This is a genomic window from Cytobacillus spartinae (assembly GCF_042865285.1).
Lineage (GTDB): Bacteria > Bacillota > Bacilli > Bacillales > Cytobacillaceae > Robertmurraya_A > Robertmurraya_A spartinae.
In genome coordinates, this window is sequence record NZ_JBIACK010000007.1 from 71,793 (window position 1) to 94,061 (window position 22,269).

At 39.9% G+C, this 22,269-nt stretch carries 23 protein-coding genes; all 23 read right to left on the reverse strand.

Features of this window, described 5'->3' with window-relative positions:
• Positions 1-1,515 (reverse strand): NADH-quinone oxidoreductase subunit M, encoded by a 1,515-nt coding sequence (locus ACFYKX_RS14625; protein WP_389361800.1) that lies wholly within the window; start codon positions 1,513-1,515, stop codon positions 1-3.
• Entirely contained in the window at positions 1,512-3,380 is a 1,869-nt protein-coding gene (gene nuoL / locus ACFYKX_RS14630) for an NADH-quinone oxidoreductase subunit L (RefSeq protein ID WP_389361801.1), read from the reverse strand. The genes ACFYKX_RS14625 and nuoL overlap by 4 nt, the downstream gene beginning before the upstream one ends.
• A 259-nt stretch (positions 3,381-3,639) precedes the next feature.
• Positions 3,640-3,954, reverse strand: coding sequence for an NADH-quinone oxidoreductase subunit NuoK (nuoK, locus tag ACFYKX_RS14635; protein ID WP_389361802.1), 315 nt, complete (start codon positions 3,952-3,954; stop codon positions 3,640-3,642).
• Positions 3,951-4,475, reverse strand: a complete 525-nt coding sequence (locus tag ACFYKX_RS14640) for an NADH-quinone oxidoreductase subunit J (RefSeq protein ID WP_389361803.1) — start codon at positions 4,473-4,475, stop codon at positions 3,951-3,953. Before ACFYKX_RS14640 ends, nuoK begins: the two co-directional genes overlap by 4 nt.
• Positions 4,472-4,891 (reverse strand): NADH-quinone oxidoreductase subunit NuoI, encoded by a 420-nt coding sequence (gene nuoI, locus ACFYKX_RS14645; protein WP_389361804.1) that lies wholly within the window; start codon positions 4,889-4,891, stop codon positions 4,472-4,474. The genes ACFYKX_RS14640 and nuoI overlap by 4 nt, the downstream gene beginning before the upstream one ends.
• Before the next feature lie 293 nt (positions 4,892-5,184).
• A complete protein-coding gene (gene nuoH / locus ACFYKX_RS14650) occupies positions 5,185-6,198 on the reverse strand; it encodes an NADH-quinone oxidoreductase subunit NuoH (RefSeq protein WP_389361805.1) in 1,014 nt (337 codons plus the stop codon).
• A complete protein-coding gene (locus ACFYKX_RS14655) occupies positions 6,198-7,298 on the reverse strand; it encodes an NADH-quinone oxidoreductase subunit D (RefSeq protein ID WP_389361806.1) in 1,101 nt (366 codons plus the stop codon). Before ACFYKX_RS14655 ends, nuoH begins: the two co-directional genes overlap by 1 nt.
• A 3-nt stretch (positions 7,299-7,301) precedes the next feature.
• The gene (locus tag ACFYKX_RS14660) at positions 7,302-8,747 is read right to left on the reverse strand and encodes an NADH-quinone oxidoreductase subunit C (RefSeq protein WP_389361807.1); all 1,446 of its coding nucleotides are present in this window, start codon (positions 8,745-8,747) and stop codon (positions 7,302-7,304) included.
• A 3-nt stretch (positions 8,748-8,750) separates the two neighbouring features.
• A complete protein-coding gene (locus ACFYKX_RS14665; RefSeq protein WP_389361808.1) occupies positions 8,751-9,269 on the reverse strand; it encodes a NuoB/complex I 20 kDa subunit family protein in 519 nt (172 codons plus the stop codon).
• Positions 9,260-9,634 carry an NADH-quinone oxidoreductase subunit A gene (locus tag ACFYKX_RS14670; RefSeq protein ID WP_389361809.1) on the reverse strand — a complete coding sequence of 125 codons (375 nt, stop codon included), beginning with the start codon at positions 9,632-9,634 and terminating at the stop codon, positions 9,260-9,262. Before ACFYKX_RS14670 ends, ACFYKX_RS14665 begins: the two co-directional genes overlap by 10 nt.
• Positions 9,635-10,368: 734 nt before the next feature.
• The gene (locus ACFYKX_RS14675) at positions 10,369-10,773 is read right to left on the reverse strand and encodes a F0F1 ATP synthase subunit epsilon (RefSeq protein ID WP_389361810.1); all 405 of its coding nucleotides are present in this window, start codon (positions 10,771-10,773) and stop codon (positions 10,369-10,371) included.
• Positions 10,774-10,795: 22 nt separating this feature from the next.
• A complete protein-coding gene (atpD, locus tag ACFYKX_RS14680; protein ID WP_389361811.1) occupies positions 10,796-12,217 on the reverse strand; it encodes a F0F1 ATP synthase subunit beta in 1,422 nt (473 codons plus the stop codon).
• 110 nt (positions 12,218-12,327) lie between these two features.
• Positions 12,328-13,185 (reverse strand): ATP synthase F1 subunit gamma, encoded by an 858-nt coding sequence (gene atpG, locus ACFYKX_RS14685; RefSeq protein ID WP_389361812.1) that lies wholly within the window; start codon positions 13,183-13,185, stop codon positions 12,328-12,330.
• Between the two features lie 151 nt (positions 13,186-13,336).
• Complete coding sequence (atpA, locus tag ACFYKX_RS14690) at positions 13,337-14,845, reverse strand: F0F1 ATP synthase subunit alpha (protein WP_389361813.1); 1,509 nt, start codon at positions 14,843-14,845, stop codon at positions 13,337-13,339.
• Between the two features lie 71 nt (positions 14,846-14,916).
• A complete protein-coding gene (locus ACFYKX_RS14695; protein WP_389361814.1) occupies positions 14,917-15,453 on the reverse strand; it encodes a F0F1 ATP synthase subunit delta in 537 nt (178 codons plus the stop codon).
• Positions 15,450-15,971 (reverse strand): F0F1 ATP synthase subunit B, encoded by a 522-nt coding sequence (locus ACFYKX_RS14700; protein ID WP_389361815.1) that lies wholly within the window; start codon positions 15,969-15,971, stop codon positions 15,450-15,452. Before ACFYKX_RS14700 ends, ACFYKX_RS14695 begins: the two co-directional genes overlap by 4 nt.
• A 146-nt stretch (positions 15,972-16,117) precedes the next feature.
• Positions 16,118-16,330, reverse strand: a complete 213-nt coding sequence (gene atpE / locus ACFYKX_RS14705) for a F0F1 ATP synthase subunit C (protein ID WP_389361816.1) — start codon at positions 16,328-16,330, stop codon at positions 16,118-16,120.
• A gap of 74 nt (positions 16,331-16,404) precedes the next feature.
• A complete protein-coding gene (atpB, locus tag ACFYKX_RS14710) occupies positions 16,405-17,115 on the reverse strand; it encodes a F0F1 ATP synthase subunit A (RefSeq protein ID WP_389361817.1) in 711 nt (236 codons plus the stop codon).
• Positions 17,116-17,135: 20 nt separating this feature from the next.
• Positions 17,136-17,513: an ATP synthase subunit I gene (locus tag ACFYKX_RS14715; protein ID WP_389361818.1), complete on the reverse strand. Its 378-nt coding sequence runs from the start codon at positions 17,511-17,513 to the stop codon at positions 17,136-17,138.
• Positions 17,514-17,519: 6 nt separating this feature from the next.
• The gene (locus ACFYKX_RS14720; RefSeq protein WP_389361819.1) at positions 17,520-17,741 is read right to left on the reverse strand and encodes an AtpZ/AtpI family protein; all 222 of its coding nucleotides are present in this window, start codon (positions 17,739-17,741) and stop codon (positions 17,520-17,522) included.
• A 301-nt stretch (positions 17,742-18,042) separates the two neighbouring features.
• The gene (locus ACFYKX_RS14725; RefSeq protein ID WP_389361820.1) at positions 18,043-20,265 is read right to left on the reverse strand and encodes a S8 family serine peptidase; all 2,223 of its coding nucleotides are present in this window, start codon (positions 20,263-20,265) and stop codon (positions 18,043-18,045) included.
• A gap of 125 nt (positions 20,266-20,390) precedes the next feature.
• Positions 20,391-21,359 carry a nuclease-related domain-containing protein gene (locus ACFYKX_RS14730; RefSeq protein WP_389361821.1) on the reverse strand — a complete coding sequence of 323 codons (969 nt, stop codon included), beginning with the start codon at positions 21,357-21,359 and terminating at the stop codon, positions 20,391-20,393.
• 256 nt (positions 21,360-21,615) lie between these two features.
• A complete protein-coding gene (gene upp / locus ACFYKX_RS14735; RefSeq protein ID WP_389361822.1) occupies positions 21,616-22,245 on the reverse strand; it encodes a uracil phosphoribosyltransferase in 630 nt (209 codons plus the stop codon).
• Between the last annotated feature and the right edge of the window lie 24 nt (positions 22,246-22,269).

Genomic DNA, 22,269 nt, shown 5'->3' on the forward strand with positions numbered 1-22,269 from the left:
TCACCCTCCTAACCCAAGCATGATAGTCTCAAGTGTTGCTTGTAATGGCTCACTTAGTACACTTGGGTAAACACCGATTAAAACAATGAAACCTATTAACACGAGAACAGGAATGAATTCGACTGATTTCAGATCAGTAATTCCTTCAAAGTCTCGGTTTGCTCTTCCGTACGTAATGCCTAGAACAGCTCTTAGTAAGTAAACAGCTGTCATAATAATACCGATACAACCGATCACTGCAAGCACTGGCATTTCTTCAAATAAACCTAAGAAAGCCATAAACTCACTTACGAACCCTGACATTCCTGGTAAGCCTAACGATGCCATCGCTCCTGCTAGTAGAAATCCAGCCGTTAATGGCATTCCTTTTGCCATTCCGCCAAGTTTCGTAATCTGAGACGTATGGAAACGCTCATAGAATACTCCCACTAGGAAGAATAGCAGTGCTGAGATTAAACCGTGTGAAACGACTTGGAAAATCGCACCTTGAACTCCCGCTTCGTTCATAGCACCTAATCCAATTAGGACAATCCCCATGTGTGAAATAGATGAATAAGCTAATACCATTTTGAAATCTTTTTGTACGAAAGCTAAGAATGCCCCATACAGTAAGTTTATAACCCCAAGAAGTGCCAACAAGAATGCTAGCGATTGGAATTGTTCAGGGAAGATTCCCATTCCAAAACGGATTAAACCGAATGCCCCAATTTTTAAAAGAATACCAGAGTGAAGCATTACGATGGATGGTGGTGCTTGTACGTGCACTCGTAACATCCAGCTATGGAGTGGAAAAATCGGAAGCTTTACACCAAATGCCACTAGTAAAGCAATTAATAATCCAAACTTTAATGAATCCGATATTGGCGCCACAATGCTTGGATTATCCATCAGCATAATCTGCTGTAGAGCCTCGATATTCGAAGTTCCCGTACGCGCAAATAGGACCATGATTACAATTAGTAGCACAGCAGAACCTAGTCCATTGTAGATTAGGAAGCTGTATGCCGCTTTCTCTTTCTCATGGTAACCCCATTTTCCAATAAGGAAAAACATTGGAATTAACGTAATCTCAAAGAAAATAAAGAATAGGATTAAGTTCTCAGCTGCAAACACACCAAGCATTCCTATTTCTAGAAGTAGAAAAAGCATAAAATAGCCTTTCCATTCCTTTTTAATATGAATAGATGCAATGGCTGCAAGTGTTGAAAGAACTGCTGTTAATACGATCATGATTAAGGAGAATCCGTCTAACCCTAGCTCATATTGAATCGTAAATAAGCCCATTTCTTTATAATTTCCAAAGTGAATCCAGTCTAAGTTTACACTGTATTGATCAAGATTAGCGCCGCCACGGTATTGGAAGTAAGCCACTAATGAAAGAATCAATGCAGGTAATGTTGATAAAAACCCAACTAGTTTAATAGTTGATTCTTGCGTTTTCGGTATTAAAGATAAAACAATAATCCCAAGTAAAGGGGAGAACACTAAGATGGATAAGAAATATGCTAAATTCATTCAAAGTACCCCCCTGTTAAAGCAAAGATTACCACCAAGACCGCTAGGCCAAGGAATGCAACCGTTCCATACATTTGAGTCTGCCCGTTTTGAACTTTCGAACCTGTTTTTCCAAGTCCTTGCACAATTGCTACGATACTCTTTACTAAGCCTTCGACAATAAATAGCTCGATGTAGCGTAAAAATAAACTAAATACCCTTGTTGCATAAACAACAGTCATTTGGTAGAACTCATCGATAAAGTATTTATTATATAGAATGTTGTAAGTAACTGGCGCACCGCTTGATAACCAGTCTCTTTTAATTGAGCGTTTTCCGTAGATTAGATATGCTAGGTAAATTCCTAATAAGGAAACAACCGTTGCAACAATCATAATCCACATTGGTCCTTCAATATGACCATGACCTAATGCTTCATTACCATCCACTAACCAATCACCTAAGAACGTTCCAAACCAAGGTGTATTTACATATCCAGCAAAAACAGCTAGAACACCAAGAACGATCATAGGTAAAGTCATAATGCTTGGCGACTCATGAACGTTTTTCATGTCGCTTCTTGACTCACCAGTAAACACCATGAAGAATAGACGGAACATATAGAATGCTGTAAAGAACGCAGCAATAACCGCTAACCAAAATAACACGACATTTCCGTGTGCCCAAGTTGCAAGTAAAATTTCTTCTTTACTGAAGAAACCAGAGAACAATGGAACACCACTAATCGCTAATGTACCAATTAAGAAAAGTGGACCAGTAATTTTTAACTTTTTCCACAATCCACCCATTTTTTCGATGTTTTGGTTGTGAACCGCATGAATAACACTACCCGCTGCCAAGAATAGCAAAGCTTTGAAAAAGGCATGTGTCATTAAGTGGAACACACCTGCAACATATCCAGCTGAACCTAAAGCAAGCATCATATAACCAAGCTGGCTGACAGTTGAATAGGCTAGAACTCTTTTAATATCTGTTTGTACTAAACCAATACTAGCAGCAAAAATGGCTGTAACTGCTCCAATAATGGCTACCGTTAACATAGCTGTTTCACTCGCATTAAATAACGGGAACATCGCAGCTACTAAATAAACACCCGCTGCAACCATCGTTGCGGCATGGATTAAAGCTGATACAGGAGTTGGACCTTCCATCGCGTCAGGTAACCACGTATGTAATGGGAATTGACCGGATTTACCGACTGCCCCAATAAAAATGAGGATCGCTGTTAATGTAATCATTTCCCCAGAAATAGCCCCATCTTGCACAGCTTGAAAAATCACATCGTATTCGAAGCTTCCTACTTGCCAAAATAAAAGAATCATCCCAATAAGAAGACCGACGTCACCGATACGAGTCATAATGAATGCTTTTTTAGCTGCAGCTTTTGCTTCTTCTTTATAAAAATAGAATCCAATTAATAGGAATGAACCTACCCCTACTAATTCCCAGAAAATATACGTTTGTAGTAGGTTTGGTGATAACACCAACCCTAACATCGCAAAGGTAAACAACCCTAGGTAGGCATAGAACACTGGCATCCGCTCATCACCGTGCATGTAACCCTTGGAATACGTATGTACCAAGAAGCTTACAAGTGACACGATTACTAGCATCAATGCATTTAATTGATTTACTTCAAAACCCGCTGTTAATTGGACATCCCCTATTTGAAGCCATACGCCTTCTGCTTTATATGTTGGTGAAGAGAATCGATCGAATAGCACCAACACTGAGTAGACTAATGAAGCTAGGGTTAAGAACATCCCTACGAACGCACTAGCTTCTTTCAACCGTTTACCAAATAGAAGGAGGAACAAGAATGATACAAGCGGGAAAAGCGGTATGATCCATGCATTTTCCATCAATATCACAATCCCCTTTTTGAACGCGCGAATTCGCGATACCGTCCATCTGTACTTGCGTGTTAGATTGAGATACTTCGTATTACATCTTCTGATGAAGGTCTTAAGTTCGGAAGAGTCTAGTAAAAGATGTATTTAGACGTTGTAACTCGAGAAACATTCAAAAGAGTTTACTCTTGAATCCTCACCGGTTTCTAAAAAGAGTAGACTTTTTAAAATGATCACTAACCCACAGTTTAAAGGCCCATTAGCCTTCTATGTTTTAATGCTTCATTGTATTCATTTCGTCAATATTAACCGACTTTCTATTCCGGTATAGTGCGATTAGGATGGCCAAACCGACAGCAGCTTCTGCAGCCGCGACTGTAATTGCAAACAATGCAAAAACTTGCCCCGTGATTGAAGGTGCTATCCCAAACTTACTAAAAGCTACTAGGTTAATGTTGACTGCATTAAGCATTAACTCAATTGAAATAAGAACAATAACTGTATTTCTTTTTGTTAAAGCACCATAAAGACCAATGCAGAATAAAATTAATGCCAATGTAAGGTAGGCAGAAACTGGAACTGAACTCATTCCTTATTCGCCTCCTTTTCATCGTCGTCTTTTTTCGCTAAAACGATTGATCCGATAAGCGCGACTAATAATAAAACGGATGTTAGCTCAAACGGGATTATGAACTTTGAATAGATAGCAATCCCGATCTGTTCTGTATTGTTTTCATGTAGATTGTTTGGTGCTGCACCAAGATCTAAATCATAAATCCCAATATACACTGCAAACGCAAACCCAAGAACCCCTAGAAAGAGAAGGAATTTTCGTAGACGTCCCTTCTCAGGTTCACTTCGGTCGTCATGGCGTGTTAACATAATTCCAAATAACATGATAATGGTGATAGCACCTGAGTAAATTAAAATTTGAACAGCAGCTACAAACTCTGCCGAAAGCATTACATAGATACCTGCAATACTTACAAATGTAAAAACTAGAGCTAAGACCATATGCATGACTTTAGAAAGATTTAATAACAAGACGCCGCCCAACACAGCTACAACAGCGAGAGAAAAAAACGCTAGTAATTCTCCTGAAAACGTCATGCTTTATTCACCTTCCGCACATTCTCGTCATTCTCATCTAACCACTCGAGATTTTTAAACAATTCATCTCGGCTATATTCGGCTAGCTCGAAGTTGTTCGTCATAATGATGGCTTCTGTCGGACAAACTTCAGTACACAAATCACAAAGAATGCAGATTTCAAAATTAATATCATACGTATCTATGATTTTCCCTTTTTTCGTTGGGTCTGGATGTTTTTTTCCGGTTAATTGAATGCAATCTGTTGGACAAATATTGGCACACTGATTACAAACGATACATTTTTCAGGATAGAATTTTTGAATTCCTCGAAAACGATCCGGAAGCGGAAGAGGTTTTTTCGGATAATCATAGGTAACTTTTTCTTTTGTTAATTGTTTTAGGGTATATTTTAAACCTTTCGTAAATCCAAGCATGTTTTTTCACCCCTTGTTTATAAAAGTGGGACTTATTTAGGGCTGTTTTTTCCAAACACCCTTTGATATTTAAACTATCTTCGTAACCTTATTGCTAAATAACGAGTATTGGGATTGTTGGTTTCCGCTCCAGGATGCTCGCTTTCCACGGGGCGTGCGCTGAGCCTCCTCGGCGCAAAGCGCCTGTGGGGTCTCATCTGTCCCGCTACTCCCGTAGGAGTCTCGCACCTTCCGCTTCAACCAACCATAATTTTGTTCAAAGGCACTCATTTAAAAACAACAAGCTTCACTTATTAAAACAACTTCAACAATTCTTTAATAATGGCTGTTAAGAAGATGTTTCCTAATGCTACTGGTAATAGTACTTTCCAGCCGAATTCCATTAATTGGTCGGCGCGTAAACGTGGTAGTGTTACACGGAACCAGATTAATAGGAAGACAACTGCAGTAAATTTAAGTGCGAACCATACTGCTCCTGGGATAAAGTCTAGGAATGCAAATGGTGGTAACCAGCCTCCTAGGAATAGAACTGTAGTTAGAGATGCCATTGCAAAGAAATACACGTATTCTGCAAGCATGAAAAATGCCCAGCGGAATCCTGAATACTCTACATGGAAACCTGCTACTAACTCAGATTCTGCCTCTGGAAGGTCAAATGGTGCACGATTCAGTTCGGCTACAGAAGCGATAAGGAAAATAATAAAACCAATTGGCTGTAATAAAATAAACCATCCCATATCTTGTTGTGCAGCTACGATCTCATTTAGGTTTAAGCTTCCAGAAAGAAGGATAACCCCGATTACTGACATAACGAGTGGGATTTCATAAGAAATCATTTGGGCCGCTGCACGCATTCCACCAAGAAGGGCATATTTATTATTTGAAGCCCATCCCCCCGTTACAATCCCGATCGTTGTTAGACCAGAAATAGCAATGTAATATAGCAGTCCTACACCAATGTCCGCAAATTGAAATTTGTCGGTAAATGGTATGGTTGCAAGTACCATAAATGCAGGTGTAAAGGCGATAACTGGCGCTAAAATATATAGAGGTCGGTCAGCTAACTTAGGAATTGTATCCTCTTTTAGTAGTAACTTTAATACGTCAGCTACTGTTTGAAGTAAACCCCAAGGACCTCCCACTTGGTTAGGACCATGACGCAACTGCATGAAACCCATGACTTTACGTTCTGCTAGAATCCCATACGTTACGAATCCTAGTACAACTAATAGTAAAACGGTTGCTAGTAAAAAGAAAATTCCAAAGTTTAATAATCCGGGTTGAGAATACAATAAATCCTGTATCATTAACCATCAACCTCCCCTAAGACGATGTCAATTGCACCAAGGATCGCAATTAAGTTTGCAATATTCTCGCCTTCTAATAACTTAGGGAGAATTTGAAGGTTATAGAAAGATGGTCTTCTAAATTTCAAACGATAAGGTTCTTTTTTACCGTCACTGGCAATATAGCAACCAATTTCTCCACGTGGTGATTCAATTCGAACAAAAGCTTCTCCTTTTGGAGCTTTAATTATTTTAGGTACTTTTGCTAGTATTTCACCTTCCGCAGGGAATTGTTGTACTGCTTGTTCTAGTATTTTTAGTGATTCCTCGATTTCTGCCAGACGAACGTGGTAACGAGCCCAAGCATCTCCACCCTCTTGAACAGGCACATCGAAATCAAAGCGGTCATAGATTGAGTAAGGTTCGTCTTTACGAAGATCCCATTTTACTCCTGTACAACGAAGATTCGCACCACTCAGAGAGTAGTTAAGTGCATCTTCTTTCGTGTACTTACCGACCCCTTTTACACGATTCATGAAAATTTCATTTCCTGTTACAAGGTCGTGATAACCTTTAAGCTGCTCTCTCATATAAGGAATGAACTGTTCTACCTTTTGAATCCAACCTTCAGGAGCATCCCATTTCACTCCACCTACGCGCATGTAGTTGAATGTTAAGCGGGCACCAGAAAGTTCATTTAGCATGTTAATAATCATTTCTCTCTCACGGAATGCATATAGGAATGGGGAAACGGCCCCAATATCTAATAGATATGTACCCCACCAAACTAAGTGGCTGGCAACACGACCTAATTCCATCGCGATAACACGCAGGTATTCAGCACGCTCTGGTATTTCTAACCCCATCATTGTCTCAACTGAGTGGACAAGAACATAGTTATTGGTCATAGCAGCAAGGTAATCCATACGATCCGTGTAAGGAATAATTTGTGTATACTGTAGATCCTCCGCAAGCTTTTCTGTTCCACGGTGAAGGTAGCCGATTACTGGCTTCGCTTCTTTAATGATTTCTCCGTCAATTTTTAAAACGATACGAAACACTCCGTGGGTACTTGGATGCTGAGGTCCTACGTTCAACAGCATTTCTTCCGTTCGTAACATTGGTTACACCTCCACATCATATGGTTCATAATCTTTGCGTAGAGGATGACCAACCCAATCTTCACCAAGCATAATACGGTTGAGGTTAGGATGTCCTGTGAACTTGATCCCTAACAAGTCGTAAGCTTCACATTCAGGCCAGTCTGCACCTGCCCAAAGTGGCTGTAATGAATCAATCGTTGGTTCATCACGATCAATCTTCACTTTTAAAGCAACAGATTGTCGATTTTTGTATGAGTATAGATGAGCATAGACTTCCATGTGAGTTTCAAAATCTCCCCCATGGATCTCTGATAAGTAATCAAAACCTAATTGCTCATTGAACTTCAGGAATTCAGCAATTTTATAGTAAGTTTCTTTTTTAGCAACTAAAGTAGGAACATCTTTGGAAAGGTTATTAATATAATAGTCTTCCAAAACTTCTTTCCCTAAGTGCTCTTCAATAACTTTCACATACTTATCAAGATATGGTTGGTTCGGTGATGGCTTTTTCTCTTCAACTGGAGCATCTGCACCAGCTGTTGCCCCTGCCTTTGCTTTCGCTGCTGCGGCCGCTGCTGCTTTCGCCTTCGCTGCTGCAATGGCTTTCGCCTTTTCATCGTCACCTGCTCCACCCGTATCTTTTCCTTGAGCTGCTAGTTTTGCTTTCGCTGCTGCCGCTGCTTTTGCTTTGGCTGCCGCGATGGCTTTCGCTTTTTCATCATCACCGTCTGCTGCTCCACCTGCTTGTTTCGCTAGAGCTGCTGCCTTTGCTTTCGCTGCTGCTGCCGCTTTTGCCTTTGCTGCTGCGATAGCTTTCGCTTTCTCGTCATCTCCACCTGCAGCATCGCCTGATTCACCGCCGGATTGTTTCGCCATTGCCGCTGCCTTCGCTTTTGCTGCAGCTGCTGCTTTTGCCTTTGCTGCTGCCGCTGCTTTTTGTTTGGCGATATCTAGGCTTTCTTCCTCTGCTGCTGGTTCTTCTGTTGATGAAGATTCTGACTGATCTCTCTTCATTTTTGCTAGAGCTGCTGCCTTAGCCTTCGCTGCAGCCGCTGCCTTTGCCTTTGCTAAATCTAAGCCTTCTTCCTCTGCTGATGGTTCTTCGTTCGATGAGGATTCTGCTTGCTCTTTTGCCTTCATTTTTGCTAAGGCTGCCGCTTTCGCCTTCGCTGCTGCCGCTGCTTTTTGTTTAGCAACATCTAGGCTTTCTTCCTCCGCTGCTGGTTCTTCGGTTGATGAGGATTCTGCCTGTTCTTTTGCCTTCATTTTTGCCAGGGCTGCTGCTTTCGCTTTCGCTGCTGCCGCTGCTTTTTGTTTGGCTATATCTAAGCTTTCTTCCTCCGCTGCTGGTTCTTCAGTTGTTGAGGATTCTGCTTGCTCTTTTGCCTTCATTTTTGCTAGGGCTGCTGCTTTTGCTTTTTCAGCTGCTTCCTTTTTTAGTTGTTCAAGGTCTTTTTCTCCGCTCATGGATTAAATCACCTTCTTCCCTGTCTTAGCCTCGTAACGGATTTTTTCCTTTAATTTATTGATTCCATAAATTAAAGCTGCCGGGTTTGGTGGGCATCCAGGAATGTAAACATCAACAGGTACGATTTGGTCAACCCCTTTAACAACTGCGTACGATTTAACATAAGGGCCACCAGCTGTTGCACATGAACCCATTGCAATAACCCATTTTGGTTCAGGCATTTGATCATATAGTCGACGTACAATTGGAGCCATTTTCTTCGTCACTGTTCCTGAAACAATCATGACGTCTGATTGGCGTGGAGATGTACGGAAGAATGATCCGAAACGGTCTAAATCGTAGTGAGAAGAACCAACACCCATCATTTCGATGGCACAACAAGCAAGCCCAAACGTCATCGGCCATAATGAGTTACTTCTTGCCCAGGCTTTAATTTGTTCTAAAGTTGTTAAAAAAACATTTCGTCTTAGCTCTTCCATCTCTTCTGGAGAGATATTGTCTAAGTCTAGTTTTAAATCCATTTTAGCACCTTCTTCTTCCATGCGTAGATCAGTCCAATAAGAAGCATGAATACGAAAATTAACATTTCAATCAACGCAAAAATACCTAATTTTTCATAGGCTACAGCCCATGGGTAAAGAAACACAGTTTCTACATCAAAAATAACAAACATTAGGGCAAAAATATAATAGCGGACATTGAACTGCACCCTTGAATCATGGAATGGTTCAATCCCGCTCTCGTATGTGGTGTACTTTGCATCATAAGGCTTATATGGCCTTAAAAGCTTACCGAAAAACAGTGCCACCACAGGTAATAATACCCCTAGACATAGGAACACAAATACAATCAGATAGTTATTCTGGTATAAGTTTAGTAGTTCCATGTCCATCCCCTCCAATTGTAGTAATTTTTTTAAATACTTTTTCTATTTGTAACCGAATACATTATACCATTGTTACAAAATTGTGTCGACAAAGCCTAGAGTAATAAAGGAAAAACACTAATCTTTTGTGAAAAATTGTTTAGGTCGACTGAGCGCTCGCTTCTTAAGACACTCGTAGTTGCTTTTCCAAATAATTGTTTGCCAGTATTTAAGATTGTTTCACAATGGTTTTGCAACGGTATTAAAGAGAGAGGGCAAATCTCACTTCCCTCTTATCCATCTATCATTAAATAACAAAAATTATGATTTGTAAGTGAGAATTGTCAACAAATGTTCACTTTTTAAATTATTTCTACTGTTTTTCTGGTAGATATTGATAGAATCGTTTTGTTCGTAAGAAGAACATAACGATATTGTTTTTATTAAAATGGTCTTGCATGACGGAAAAAGCAAGGTGATCTTATATCTTTTGCTACCAAGTAATTGAAAAATTGACGATAAAGCCTCATTAGGAGGGGCATTTAACATAATTTCACATTGAATATACGCATTATCAATTATTCGACATGATTTATGATTGAATTTTTCCATTTATCGATTATTCGACAAGGTTTATAATCGAATTTTTCTATTTATCGATTATTCGACAAAACGAACTCGGCTATCCGAAATAAAACATAAAAAACACCCTCCGACTTTATTGGTTAAAATCGAAAGGTGCTTGTATTAGAGTATTATTTGTTTCCAGCAACAGAGATACGGTTAATTGCACGTTGTAGGGCAAGTTCTGCACGTTTCATATCTACATTTTCTTGTTTCTGCTCGCGAAGGCGTTGCTCTGCACGTTCTTTTGCACGTAGAGCACGATCCACGTCGATACTGTTTGATACCTCAGCAGATTGAGCTAAAATAGATACTTGTTCGCCACGAACTTCAATAAAGCCGCCACTTACTGCAACGTATTCTGTCTTGCCGCCGTTCTTTAAACGAACAGCGCCAATTTGCAACGGTGCAACCATTGGAATGTGTCCAGGTAAAATTCCAAGCTCACCGCTTTGAGCTTTTGTACTTACCATTTCCACATCTGATTCAAACACCGGGCCATCAGGAGTAACAACACTGACTTTAATCGTCTTCATTTTTTACCCTCCTGGTCCGAAATTAGACCTCTACACCCATACGTTTTGCACTCTCGATAACGTCTTCGATTTTACCTACAAGACGGAATGCATCTTCTGGAAGATGGTCATATTTACCTTCAAGGATTTCTTTAAAGCCTTTAACAGTTTCTTTAACAGGTACGTAAGACCCAGCCTGTCCAGTGAACTGTTCAGCAACGTGGAAGTTTTGAGATAAGAAGAACTGGATACGACGCGCACGGTGTACAACAAGCTTATCTTCGTCAGAAAGCTCATCCATACCTAGGATTGCGATGATATCTTGTAATTCTTTATAACGTTGTAACGTTGACTGTACTTGACGAGCTACTGAGTAGTGTTCTTCTCCAACGATTTCAGGTGATAAAGCACGAGAAGTTGAAGCAAGTGGATCCACCGCAGGGTAGATACCCATCTCAGAAAGCTTACGCTCAAGGTTTGTTGTAGCATCTAAGTGAGCGAAAGTTGTAGCAGGAGCCGGATCCGTATAGTCATCGGCTGGTACGTAAATCGCTTGGATAGATGTAACAGAACCTACGTTAGTAGATGTGATACGCTCTTGTAATTTACCCATTTCAGTAGCAAGAGTTGGTTGGTAACCTACCGCTGAAGGCATACGACCTAATAGGGCAGAAACCTCAGAACCTGCTTGTGTGAAACGGAAGATGTTATCCATGAAGAATAGAACGTCTTGTCCTTGCTCATCACGGAAATATTCAGCCATTGTAAGACCAGTTAGAGCAACACGCATACGTGCTCCAGGTGGTTCGTTCATTTGTCCGAATACCATCGCAGTTTGTTTAATAACGCCAGAATCAGTCATTTCATGATAAAGGTCGTTACCTTCACGTGTACGCTCACCAACACCAGCGAATACCGAAATACCACTGTGCTCTTGAGCGATATTGTTAATTAACTCCTGGATTAAAACGGTTTTACCTACACCGGCACCACCGAATAGACCGATTTTTCCACCTTTAATATATGGAGCAAGTAAGTCTACTACTTTAATACCAGTTTCAAGAATTTCTACTTCAGTAGAAAGTTGTTCAAAAGTTGGTGCTTCTCTGTGAATTGAATCACGACGAGCATCCGCAGGAATCTGAGCATCCAAGTCAATTGATTCACCTAGTACGTTGAATACACGTCCAAGTGTTACATCTCCAACAGGAACGGAGATAGGAGCACCAGTGTCAGTAACTTCACTACCACGAGTTAAACCGTCAGTAGAAGCCATTGCGATTGTACGAACTGTATCATCACCTAAGTGAAGGGCAACTTCAAGGGTTAAGTTGATTTCAACATCAGATTCGCTACGCGCATTGTTCTGAATCGTTAATGCGTTATAGATAGCTGGTAGATGTCCGCTTTCAAACTTTACGTCAACTACCGGACCCATAACTTGAAGAACGCGTCCTTTGTTCATCTTTTTCCCTCCTAACTTTCTCTTTTCCAGATTGTTCTGGAAGCTATGTTACACATAGCATTTCAAAAATACAGTTTATACCTTTTTAGGCATAAACTTAGAATTTATCTCTACTCTAGAGCAGCTGCTCCACCAACGATCTCAGTGATCTCTTGAGTGATTGCTGCTTGACGAGCACGGTTATAGCTTAAGCTGTAAGAGTTAATGAGCTCTTTTGCATTATCAGTAGCGTTTCTCATCGCTGTCATCCTTGCAGCATGCTCACTAGCTTTACTATCTAAAACAGCACCAAAGATTAAACTCTCTGCATATTGAGGTAATAATACGTTTAAAATCTCTTCTGCAGATGGCTCAAACTCATAAGATGTAAGTTTATTAGATGTTGCAATATCGGTAAGTGGAAGAACTTTCTTCTCTGTAACATCCTGTTGAATTGCACTAACAAAGTGATTGTAGTACATGTATAACTCATCGAAAGTACCGTCAGCAAACATGTTTACTGTTTTACTAACAGTATCCTTAATGTCTGCAAAAGACGGTTGATCAGCTATTCCAGTAATGTCGAGAACAACGTTCATGTCGCGCTTTCTAAAGAATTCACGACCCATTTTCCCTAACGCGATAATGACATACTCATCCTTAGACTTATGGCGCTTTTGAATGGTTTGGAATGCTAAACGTAACACGTTACTATTAAAAGCTCCAGCAAGACCACGCTCAGCTGTAATCACTAAATAAGCAGTCTTTTTTACAGGACGAGAGCTTAACATAGGATGTGCTACATCTTTACTACCTAAAGCTATAGAAGCCGTAACCTCCTGAATCTTTTCCATGTAAGGGACAAATGCCTTTGCATTTGACTCTGCACGGTTAAAGTTTGCAGCAGATACCATCTCCATCGCTTTGGTAATTTGACTTGTTTTCTTTGTAGAAGTAATCTTATTTTTTATATCGCGTAATGATGCCACAGGTTCTCACCACCTTCTCAAAGATTGTCAGCTTCAGGACCTATTTATCTAGATTCATAAGACAATCCCTGCAGAAGCAGTACTTCATCTAGGGATGGTCTTATGATATTAAAGGATAATAGGAACTTACGCTTTCCTTGTCAGACCCTGATTACTCAGACACTGCGAAAGATTTTTTAAATTCGTTAATTGCCGCCGTCATGTCATCATCAGAAGGAAGCTCTTTCGTAGTAGCAATATGGTCTAACACGCTCTTATGATTGTGGTCTAACCATGAAAGGAATTCAGACTCGAAACGACGAATATCCTGTACAGGAATATCATCTAAGAAGCCGCGCGTTAATGCATATAGAATCGCTACTTGCTTTTCTACTTTTAACGGCTTGTTAAGATCCTGTTTTAAAACTTCTACTGTACGAGCACCACGGTTTAGTTTTGCTTGTGTTGCTTTATCAAGATCAGAACCGAACTGAGCAAATGCTTCTAGCTCACGGTAAGATGCAAGGTCTAGACGTAATGTACCAGATACCTTCTTCATCGCTTTAATTTGCGCTGATCCACCTACACGTGATACAGAAAGACCTGCGTTGATCGCTGGACGTACGCCAGAGAAGAATAGGTCAGATTGTAAGAAGATTTGTCCATCAGTGATGGAAATAACGTTTGTTGGGATATAAGCAGAAACGTCACCTGCTTGTGTTTCGATAAATGGTAATGCTGTGATTGAACCAGCACCTTTAGCGTCACTCAACTTAGCAGCACGCTCTAAAAGACGGCTGTGTAAGTAGAATACATCCCCTGGATATGCTTCACGACCTGGAGGACGACGAAGTAGTAATGAAAGCTCACGATAAGCCGCAGCTTGTTTTGTTAAGTCATCATACACAACTAAAACGTGCTTGCCGTTATACATGAATTCTTCTGCCATTGTTACCCCAGCATAAGGAGCTAAGAATAGTAATGGAGCAGGTTGTGATGCAGAAGCAGTTACAACGATTGTGTAATCTAATGCACCCATTTTACGTAATGTTTCAACAGCATTACGAACTGTAGATTCTTTTTGTCCGATAGCCACATAGATACATACCATGTTTTGGTCCTTTTGGTTAAGGATTGTATCTACTGCAACAGATGTTTTACCAGTTTGACGGTCACCGATGATTAACTCACGTTGACCACGTCCGATTGGTACAAGAGCGTCAATCGCTTTAATACCAGTTTGAAGTGGCTCGTGTACAGATTTACGATCCATAACACCAGGAGCTGGACTTTCAATTGGACGAGTTTTAGAAGTATTGATAGGTCCCATGCCATCTACTGGTTGTCCTAGTGGGTTTACTACGCGGCCGATAAGCTCTTCCCCAACTGGAACCTCCATGATGCGGCCCGTACGGCGAACTTCGTCACCTTCACGGATTTCTGTATATGGTCCTAAAATGATAATACCGACGTTATTTTCTTCAAGGTTTTGTGCCATACCCATAACGCCGTTTGAAAATTCAACAAGTTCTCCAGCCATGACATTGTCGAGGCCATGAGCACGAGCGATACCGTCACCAATTTGGATAACCGTACCTACATCACTCACTTGAATTTCCGACTGATAGTTTTCAATTTGCTTTTTTATCAGCGCACTAATTTCTTCAGCTTTGATGCTCATGAGTTTCACCCCTATCTACGAATCTTAGCATATTTTCATTTTCGTAAAAGAACGTTCCTTACGAAAAGAGCTTAGCTTAGTAATTGATTTTCAAGGCGATCAAGCTTACCGCGTAAGCTTCCGTCGAAAATTCTATTTCCGATTCGAAGCTTGATTCCACCCAGTAAATTGGTATCAACTATATTTTCAATACGAAGAGATTTTTTTCCAACTTTAGCTGCAAACGAAGAAGATAGTGCTTCACTCTCAGCATCCGTTAACGGACGAGTTGTGTAAACAAGAGCGTCTGCAATTCCTCTTTCATCATTTGCAAGATCTACAAAGTGATCTGCCATACCGATGATATGATCTTCTCTATGACGATCAACTAGTATCATAAGTGTATTTAACACATACGGATTTAAAGCTGCAAAAGAGTCTTTTAAAATCTCTTTTTTCTTAACGCTTGTAAGCTTTGGAGATTTAAGGACTGCCTTTAATTCATTGTTTTGGCTTACTACTTCTTTAACTACACGTAGCTCGCCTTCCATTTGATCAAGAAGCTGATGTTCTTTAGCAAGGTGGAAAAGAGCCAACGCATAGCGCTTACCTACAGTTGAGTTGCTCATCGGCCTTCTCCTGCCTCTTGAATATAATCGTTAATTAGCTTCTCTTGATCTTGTACTGAAAGTTCTTTTTCAATCACTTTAGAAGCGATCATGACAGAAAGTGTAGCCACTTGTTCGCGAATAGCTGCAACGGCTTTTTCTTTCTGTTGCTCGATTTCTAGCTTAGCAGATTCTTTAATACGCTCAGCTTCGCTACGTGCCAATGTAATGATTTCATCACGTTGTACGTCGCCTTGCTTTTTCGCGTTTTCAATTAATCCTTGTGCTTCAGTACGAGCTTCTTTTAGAAGGTTACGTTGGTCTTCTAAAAGTTTTTGTGTTTCAGCACGACTTTGTTCAGCCGCATTTATTTCATTTGCAATATGTTCTTCACGTTGTTTCATGATGCCCATTAATGGACCCCATGCGTACTTTTTTAACAATGCTAACAAGATGATGAACATTGCTAATTGGAAAAGAATATCTCCTCCATTAAAGCCACCACCAGCTGCACCTAATACTAGATTGCTTGTTAACACCCTCGATTCACTCCCTTCAAGAGTCGTTCACTTATAAAAAAACAATTTACCGAAAAACGATATTGTTAGAATATGAACATAAAGGAATGGCGAAGGAACTCATTAAATGATCTTCGCCATTTTTAGTCATCTTGTTACAGTACTAATTATCCACCAATAACCATGAACGCGATAACTACTCCAATGATCGGAATCGCCTCAACTAACGCTACCCCGATGAACATTGTAGTTTGAAGCATACCACGTGCTTCTGGTTGACGAGCGATACCTTCAACTGTTTTTGATACGATAAGACCGTTACCGATACCAGCACCTAGTGCTGCTAAACCGATTGCGATTGCTGCTGCTAAAAGACCCATTATAAAGTTCCTCCTTAATGTATAAAAAAATTATTTTTTTGAAAATGTTTGTTCATTAAATGAACAGGTATATATTAATGGTCATGACTCACTTTGTGAGCCAAGTAAACCATCGTTAACATGGTAAAGATAAACGCTTGGATTGCCCCGATGAAAATCGAGAATCCTTGCCAAGCTAACATTGGAATTATGGCTGCTAAATGACCGCCTATTCCTACAGCAAGACTTCCTGCAAGTAACGTTAGAAGGATTTCTCCTGCATAGATGTTACCGTAAAGACGAAGTCCAAGAGTTAAAGTGTTTGCAAACTCTTCAATAATTTTAAGCGGGAATAAGAACCACATAGGTCTTGCAAACTCTCGACCGTATTCTTTTGCTCCCTTAAGTTTCACACCATAATAATGTGATAACGCTACAACCATCGCCGCTAGAGTTAACGTTACGACTGGATCGGCTGTTGGTGATTTCCACCATAAGTAATCGTCATAAACGACCGCAAACGGTAGTCCTAACATATTTGATACGAAGATATACATCATTAAAGTTATACCTAGAATGTGAAATCTTCCGCCATCTTTCCAATCCATCGTACTATTGATGATATTCTTTACAAAGTCCATGATCCATTCAAAGAAGTTTTGCAATCCTGTTGGTTTCATGGCCAACGTACGAGTAGAAAGAACAGCAATGATAAAAACGATTGCACTTGCAACAGTAATCATCAATATGTTTGATAAGTTAAAGGTTAAGCCCATAAAATCTACTAATGGAGCTTTATGATGCACAGTATTCACCTCTCTTCCCGCTATTTACTACGTGAATTAAAAGCTTGCAGAAAAAAATCTATCATAATGACAATATAAGATGTCATTAATCCAAAAATAACACTATATAAATGAAGCTTATCAGGATATTCAAGCGCAAGCATTACAGCTAAAACTGCTGTAGCCATCCTTGATAGCATACCTAGTGATCGTACTTTTTCACCTTTCGCAACTGCTTCACCAAACTTGTCCGTCTTTCTTGCGAGCAACCACAAGTTAAATAGGCTTAAGCTTGTACCGAGAATAAGCCCTAAAAAAATAGTTTGATATGAAGTGAAACCCCAGCCAAGAACGTACAGTGACAACAATAAGAATATGTATTTACGTTGCCTGATATAGATTGCTTTTAATTCCGGCATTGTTGTTTAATCTCCTGAGAAAAAATGTTGGACTAGACGGATCATAGCGAAAACACCTGCTGCTAACCCCATTAGCAATCCGATAATTAAAAATAGTGGTTCGGTTCCTGCGGTTCGGTCAAGCCATCTTCCTAGGAAAATTCCCACTAAGACAGACCCGACTAATTGAGAAAGTATCGCGGACATCAGTGCCATTGCTTGCAATGGATGACGGTTTCTTTGTTTCATTTTGAACGCATCCTCTCTATAAGAGAATGGTGATGGGCCTTAGAGGTAATGGTAGGATTTTCACTCCCAACATAAGCAATATGCTGATGTTGTAATTTACACTACACAAGGTTTGTAAACCCTATCATTTATGCCCTTTGTAAGCATACAATAGGCAAATGTCAATGTCAATGCGTTTCGAGTGAAAAAGTTCACAATTAAATCCGTTAAATTTTTCTATCAGAAAGTCGTTCACAATATCTTCACTTTTTCTTTTTTTTTCATATTGAAAAAGTGAAGATACTTGTTCTATTCAGCTTTCTTAACGGTTAATTATCATTATTGCTGTTTCAATTGTGTCCTCTTGTCCTGCCTTTATTGCAAAGACTTTCGCCAAGTATACTCCTGGCATCGGCAAGTTTTCCGGCTTTACTTCCTCTTTAACCATACCTTTACTTACATTTCTCTTCCAATCTAGAAATCCTATAAACCGAAAATTGTCTGGATCAAATAATGCGATTCCAAATTCTTCAGCCCCACCTGGTAAATATACTTCATACCGGTAAGTCCCCTTCTGATCTCCCAATCCAAAATCAAACCCCATGACCCTTGGATAGTTTGGTTCTTCTAATACATATAAGTAAGGGATTGAAATAGATTGGGACCCCGCCTGAAGTTCCAAATGACCATCCTGGATTTTTTTATTAAAAACACTTGGATCAACAGACATATTGATAGCTATTTTCTTTTTTTCGTTAGGCCCAACCGTAAAGGATAACGGAACCTCCCATTTGATTCCTTTTGCACTTTTAGGAACAGATATGGAGTATTTCTCTGCCCTTTCACCAACATTGCGTATCGTTATATATTGCGTATGCTCGTGCTGCTGGTCAGAAATCTTGAACTTTCCAAATTGCAATGAAGCTGGACTAACAAGGGTGTTAGTGTTTATGGCAGCATCTACTTGTATCCTACCAGCCCCCTGAACGTATGTGCTGTAGGGATTTCCTTTTTCATCACGAATAGGTTTGGCTGTATTCATGATGGATGCTTTAATTTCATCTGGTCCCCAATCAGGATGTGCTTGCTTAATTAATGCACACGCTCCAGCTACATGAGGAGCAGCCATACTAGTTCCCTGTAACGCTAAATATCCTCCTGGAATCGTGCTATTTATCGCTACACCCGGTGCGACAACGTCAGGCTTAATCTCCCAAGTTGAGGTTACGGGACCACGCGAGCTGAAATCTGCCATTAAATCTTTCTCTTCTATTAAATGGGTACGGACATATGGGGTACTATTTTTAATTAATTTTTTTATGCTGAGCCCTATATTTTTAGATACTGTTGCGACCGGTATATCTACTTTTCCCTCCAAATTCCCAATAAAACTTCCTTTTGTATTGTTGTAGATGATAACGGCTTTTGCACCTGCTTCATGTGCGTTCATTGCTTTTTCAGTAAATGTAATCTCTCCGCGTTCTATTAATGCCACTTTGCCTTTTACATTCTTTAACTCTTCTTTTTTTCCCAATCCACCAAAAGCAATTTGATAGGAGCGATCTAAATCCCAAAGGATGGCGCCTTGCATCGGTTCCAAGCGAATGGCCTCTTCTACGCCGTCGATGTTTACATATGGGATCTTTAGCGGTGGAGTCGATGCCCCGACCGAAATAGCTTTGCTTGCTGTTCCCGGCGATCCAACTGTCCACATATTGGGTCCAGAATTTCCTGAGGACGTTACAGCGACTATCCCACTGTCGACGGCTTTGTTTAAAGCCAAGCTTATGGGCAGGTCTGGACCATTTATCGTGTTTCCAAGTGATAAGTTTAGAATATCGACTTTGTCCTTTATAGCCGCATCAATTGCTGCAATCACTTGCTCCGTTGTCCCTGTCCCTCCAGGCCCTAACGCTCGGTAAGCAATAATTTTTGCATCAGGAGCTACACCGGTAATTCTTCCGTTAGCCGCAATGACTCCGGCAACATGGGTACCGTGAAGTGTATTTTGGCCAATATAGCTTTTCGTCTCCATCGGATCATCGTCACTATCTACTAAATCACGCCCACCACCATAACTACGTCTGAGGTCAGGATGTGTATAATCGATACCTGTATCAATTACTCCCACCTTAATTCCTTTCCCGGTTAACCTATGATCCTTTAGGTCAAAATAGCCTCTTACGGTTTCTCCTCCAATAATGCGGATATTTTCCTCCACCTTTTCAACTTTGTAGGTGTTTACTGGCGAAATGGTAGCTACTTGATTAGATTTACTCAGCTCTCGAATGGATTCGTTTGAGCCCTTGATTGAAAAACCAGTTAAAGCATGTTCAAATATGTAGCGAAGCTTTACGTCAGGATATGGTTCAAGGAGCCTTTGAATTTCAGATTGGGTTAATTTGGTTGGCAAAGTCACAATTGCTACTTTTTCTTCTGCAGGTGACTCTTCTGGAATCGGAGGGTGTTCTAACCTGGATTGCCCATAGACTGAGGATGAAAAAAGATTTGCTATTATTAATAGAAGGAATAGGATTTTTTTCAAGTTGTGTGCACCCCCGGAAGTGATGATTGTGTTGGATATAAACTGATTAAGCTATACTTATCCCTCTACAACCTAAATTTTTCTACCTTTCAAATAGGGTTTTCATGTAGTGGAAAAAGTATGCATTATTGGGGTTGTTGATGGTATTGGGTTGATTTTTTTGAGCCTGTGGTGGGGAGGTTCATGGAGGTAAGTAGAGTATGGGCTATATTTCGAGATGATATTTTTAAGAATTGCTGACATTCACGATTTGTTATCGTTCTTTTTATTAAGTAAAAATAGTCATTAATTACTTGAATATGGGCATCTTTGTTTGAGGTTTGACACTTTGTACAATACCATCGTGCAAAAGCTCGCTCCATAGGTGCATATCGGCATGATGGGCATTGAACTCCTAAAATAAGTTGATCTGGTGTTAGGTTGTAATATTGGAAAATATCTTGGTGTAATGGAATATTTGCTTGAAGAAGAAGTTTACTAAGTTTTCTAAGATCCTTTTTTTCAAGTTGTTCATTTTTGTAGATGAGTTCAAAATCTTTAATTCTATCCATCAACAATTCACTATGAACGACGCGCTTAAAGAGCTGATGATTGCCAGGGTTTTTTTTTAGAACAGTGCTGGGGTTACTAATAATGATAAGATACTCGACAGGGAGGTTTTTATACTTATTCTTTTCTAACCAATTTTGAAATTGTAACGTTTGCCTTTTCACTTGGCTGACAGGATTTGAAAAACCAGTTTCGATACCATCAAGTGTTCTAATTAGTTGGTTAGAGTACTTATCAAAAAAGAGGGTCCCTGATATATTCTTAACTTCTAAGAGGAGGACGAAATACGAGGAAAGTAGGAGGACATCGATTTGGAATGCATCTTGATTAATGAGCCTCAAGTCATGAAAGATTTTATATTGATCTTGGTCTAAAAATCGAAGGTGGTAATCTAGCGATTGTTCACCACGATATCCAGCCAACCTTTTAGCTAAATCCTCTTCAATCATTGGCCTTTTAGGATGGTTTACAGGAAGCCTTCGTAAAAGCGCTTGTAATTGGTGAATAATTATAGGAATTTTTCTTTCTTTTATGATCAAACGCATCACTCCTACTATTTTAGTTAGTATTTACTTCAACAATATATTATTTTTTCCTGCATCATTTTGAAGAGGAGCATATCATTTTTGTTTTATGTGGCGGTTTCAGAAGTTTCTGCGGCATTATCTAGAATTATGCTGCAATTTCTAACCTTTATGCGGGAAAATGGGAGGTTTATGCGGCAGTTTTCATCTTTTATGCGGATATTAAACTCCTCAAATAAAAAGCCAGCCCTCAGCAAAGGGCTAGCTACCACAATCATTATTTCGTTCCAAACAAACGGTCACCAGCATCACCTAGACCTGGTACGATGTAGCCTTTTTCGTTCAGCTTCTCATCTAATGCAGCGATATAGATATCAACATCCGGGTGTGCAGCCTTAACCGCATCAACACCTTCTGGAGCTGCAATTAAGCACATGAATTTGATATTTTTAGCGCCACGTTTTTTCAGAGAGTTGATCGCTTCAACTGCAGAGCCTCCAGTTGCTAGCATTGGGTCAACTACGATAAAGTCTCTCTCTTCTACATCACTAGGAAGTTTTACGTAATATTCAACAGGCTGTAAAGTTTCCGGGTCGCGGTATAAGCCGATGTGACCAACTTTTGCAGCAGGGATTAATTTTAAAATTCCATCTACCATTCCGATACCTGCACGTAGAATTGGAATGATTCCTAACTTTTTCCCTGATAGAACTTTAGACGTTGTTTTGCTAACAGGAGTTTCAATTTCAATATCTTCTAGTGGCATGTCTCTAGTAATTTCAAATGCCATTAATGTTGCCACTTCATCTACTAACTCACGGAACTCCTTCGTTCCAGTGTCTTTTTCACGAATGTATGTAAGCTTATGCTGAATAAGTGGGTGGTCAAATACGTATACTTTTGCCATCAATAATCTCTCCTTTTTATCTAA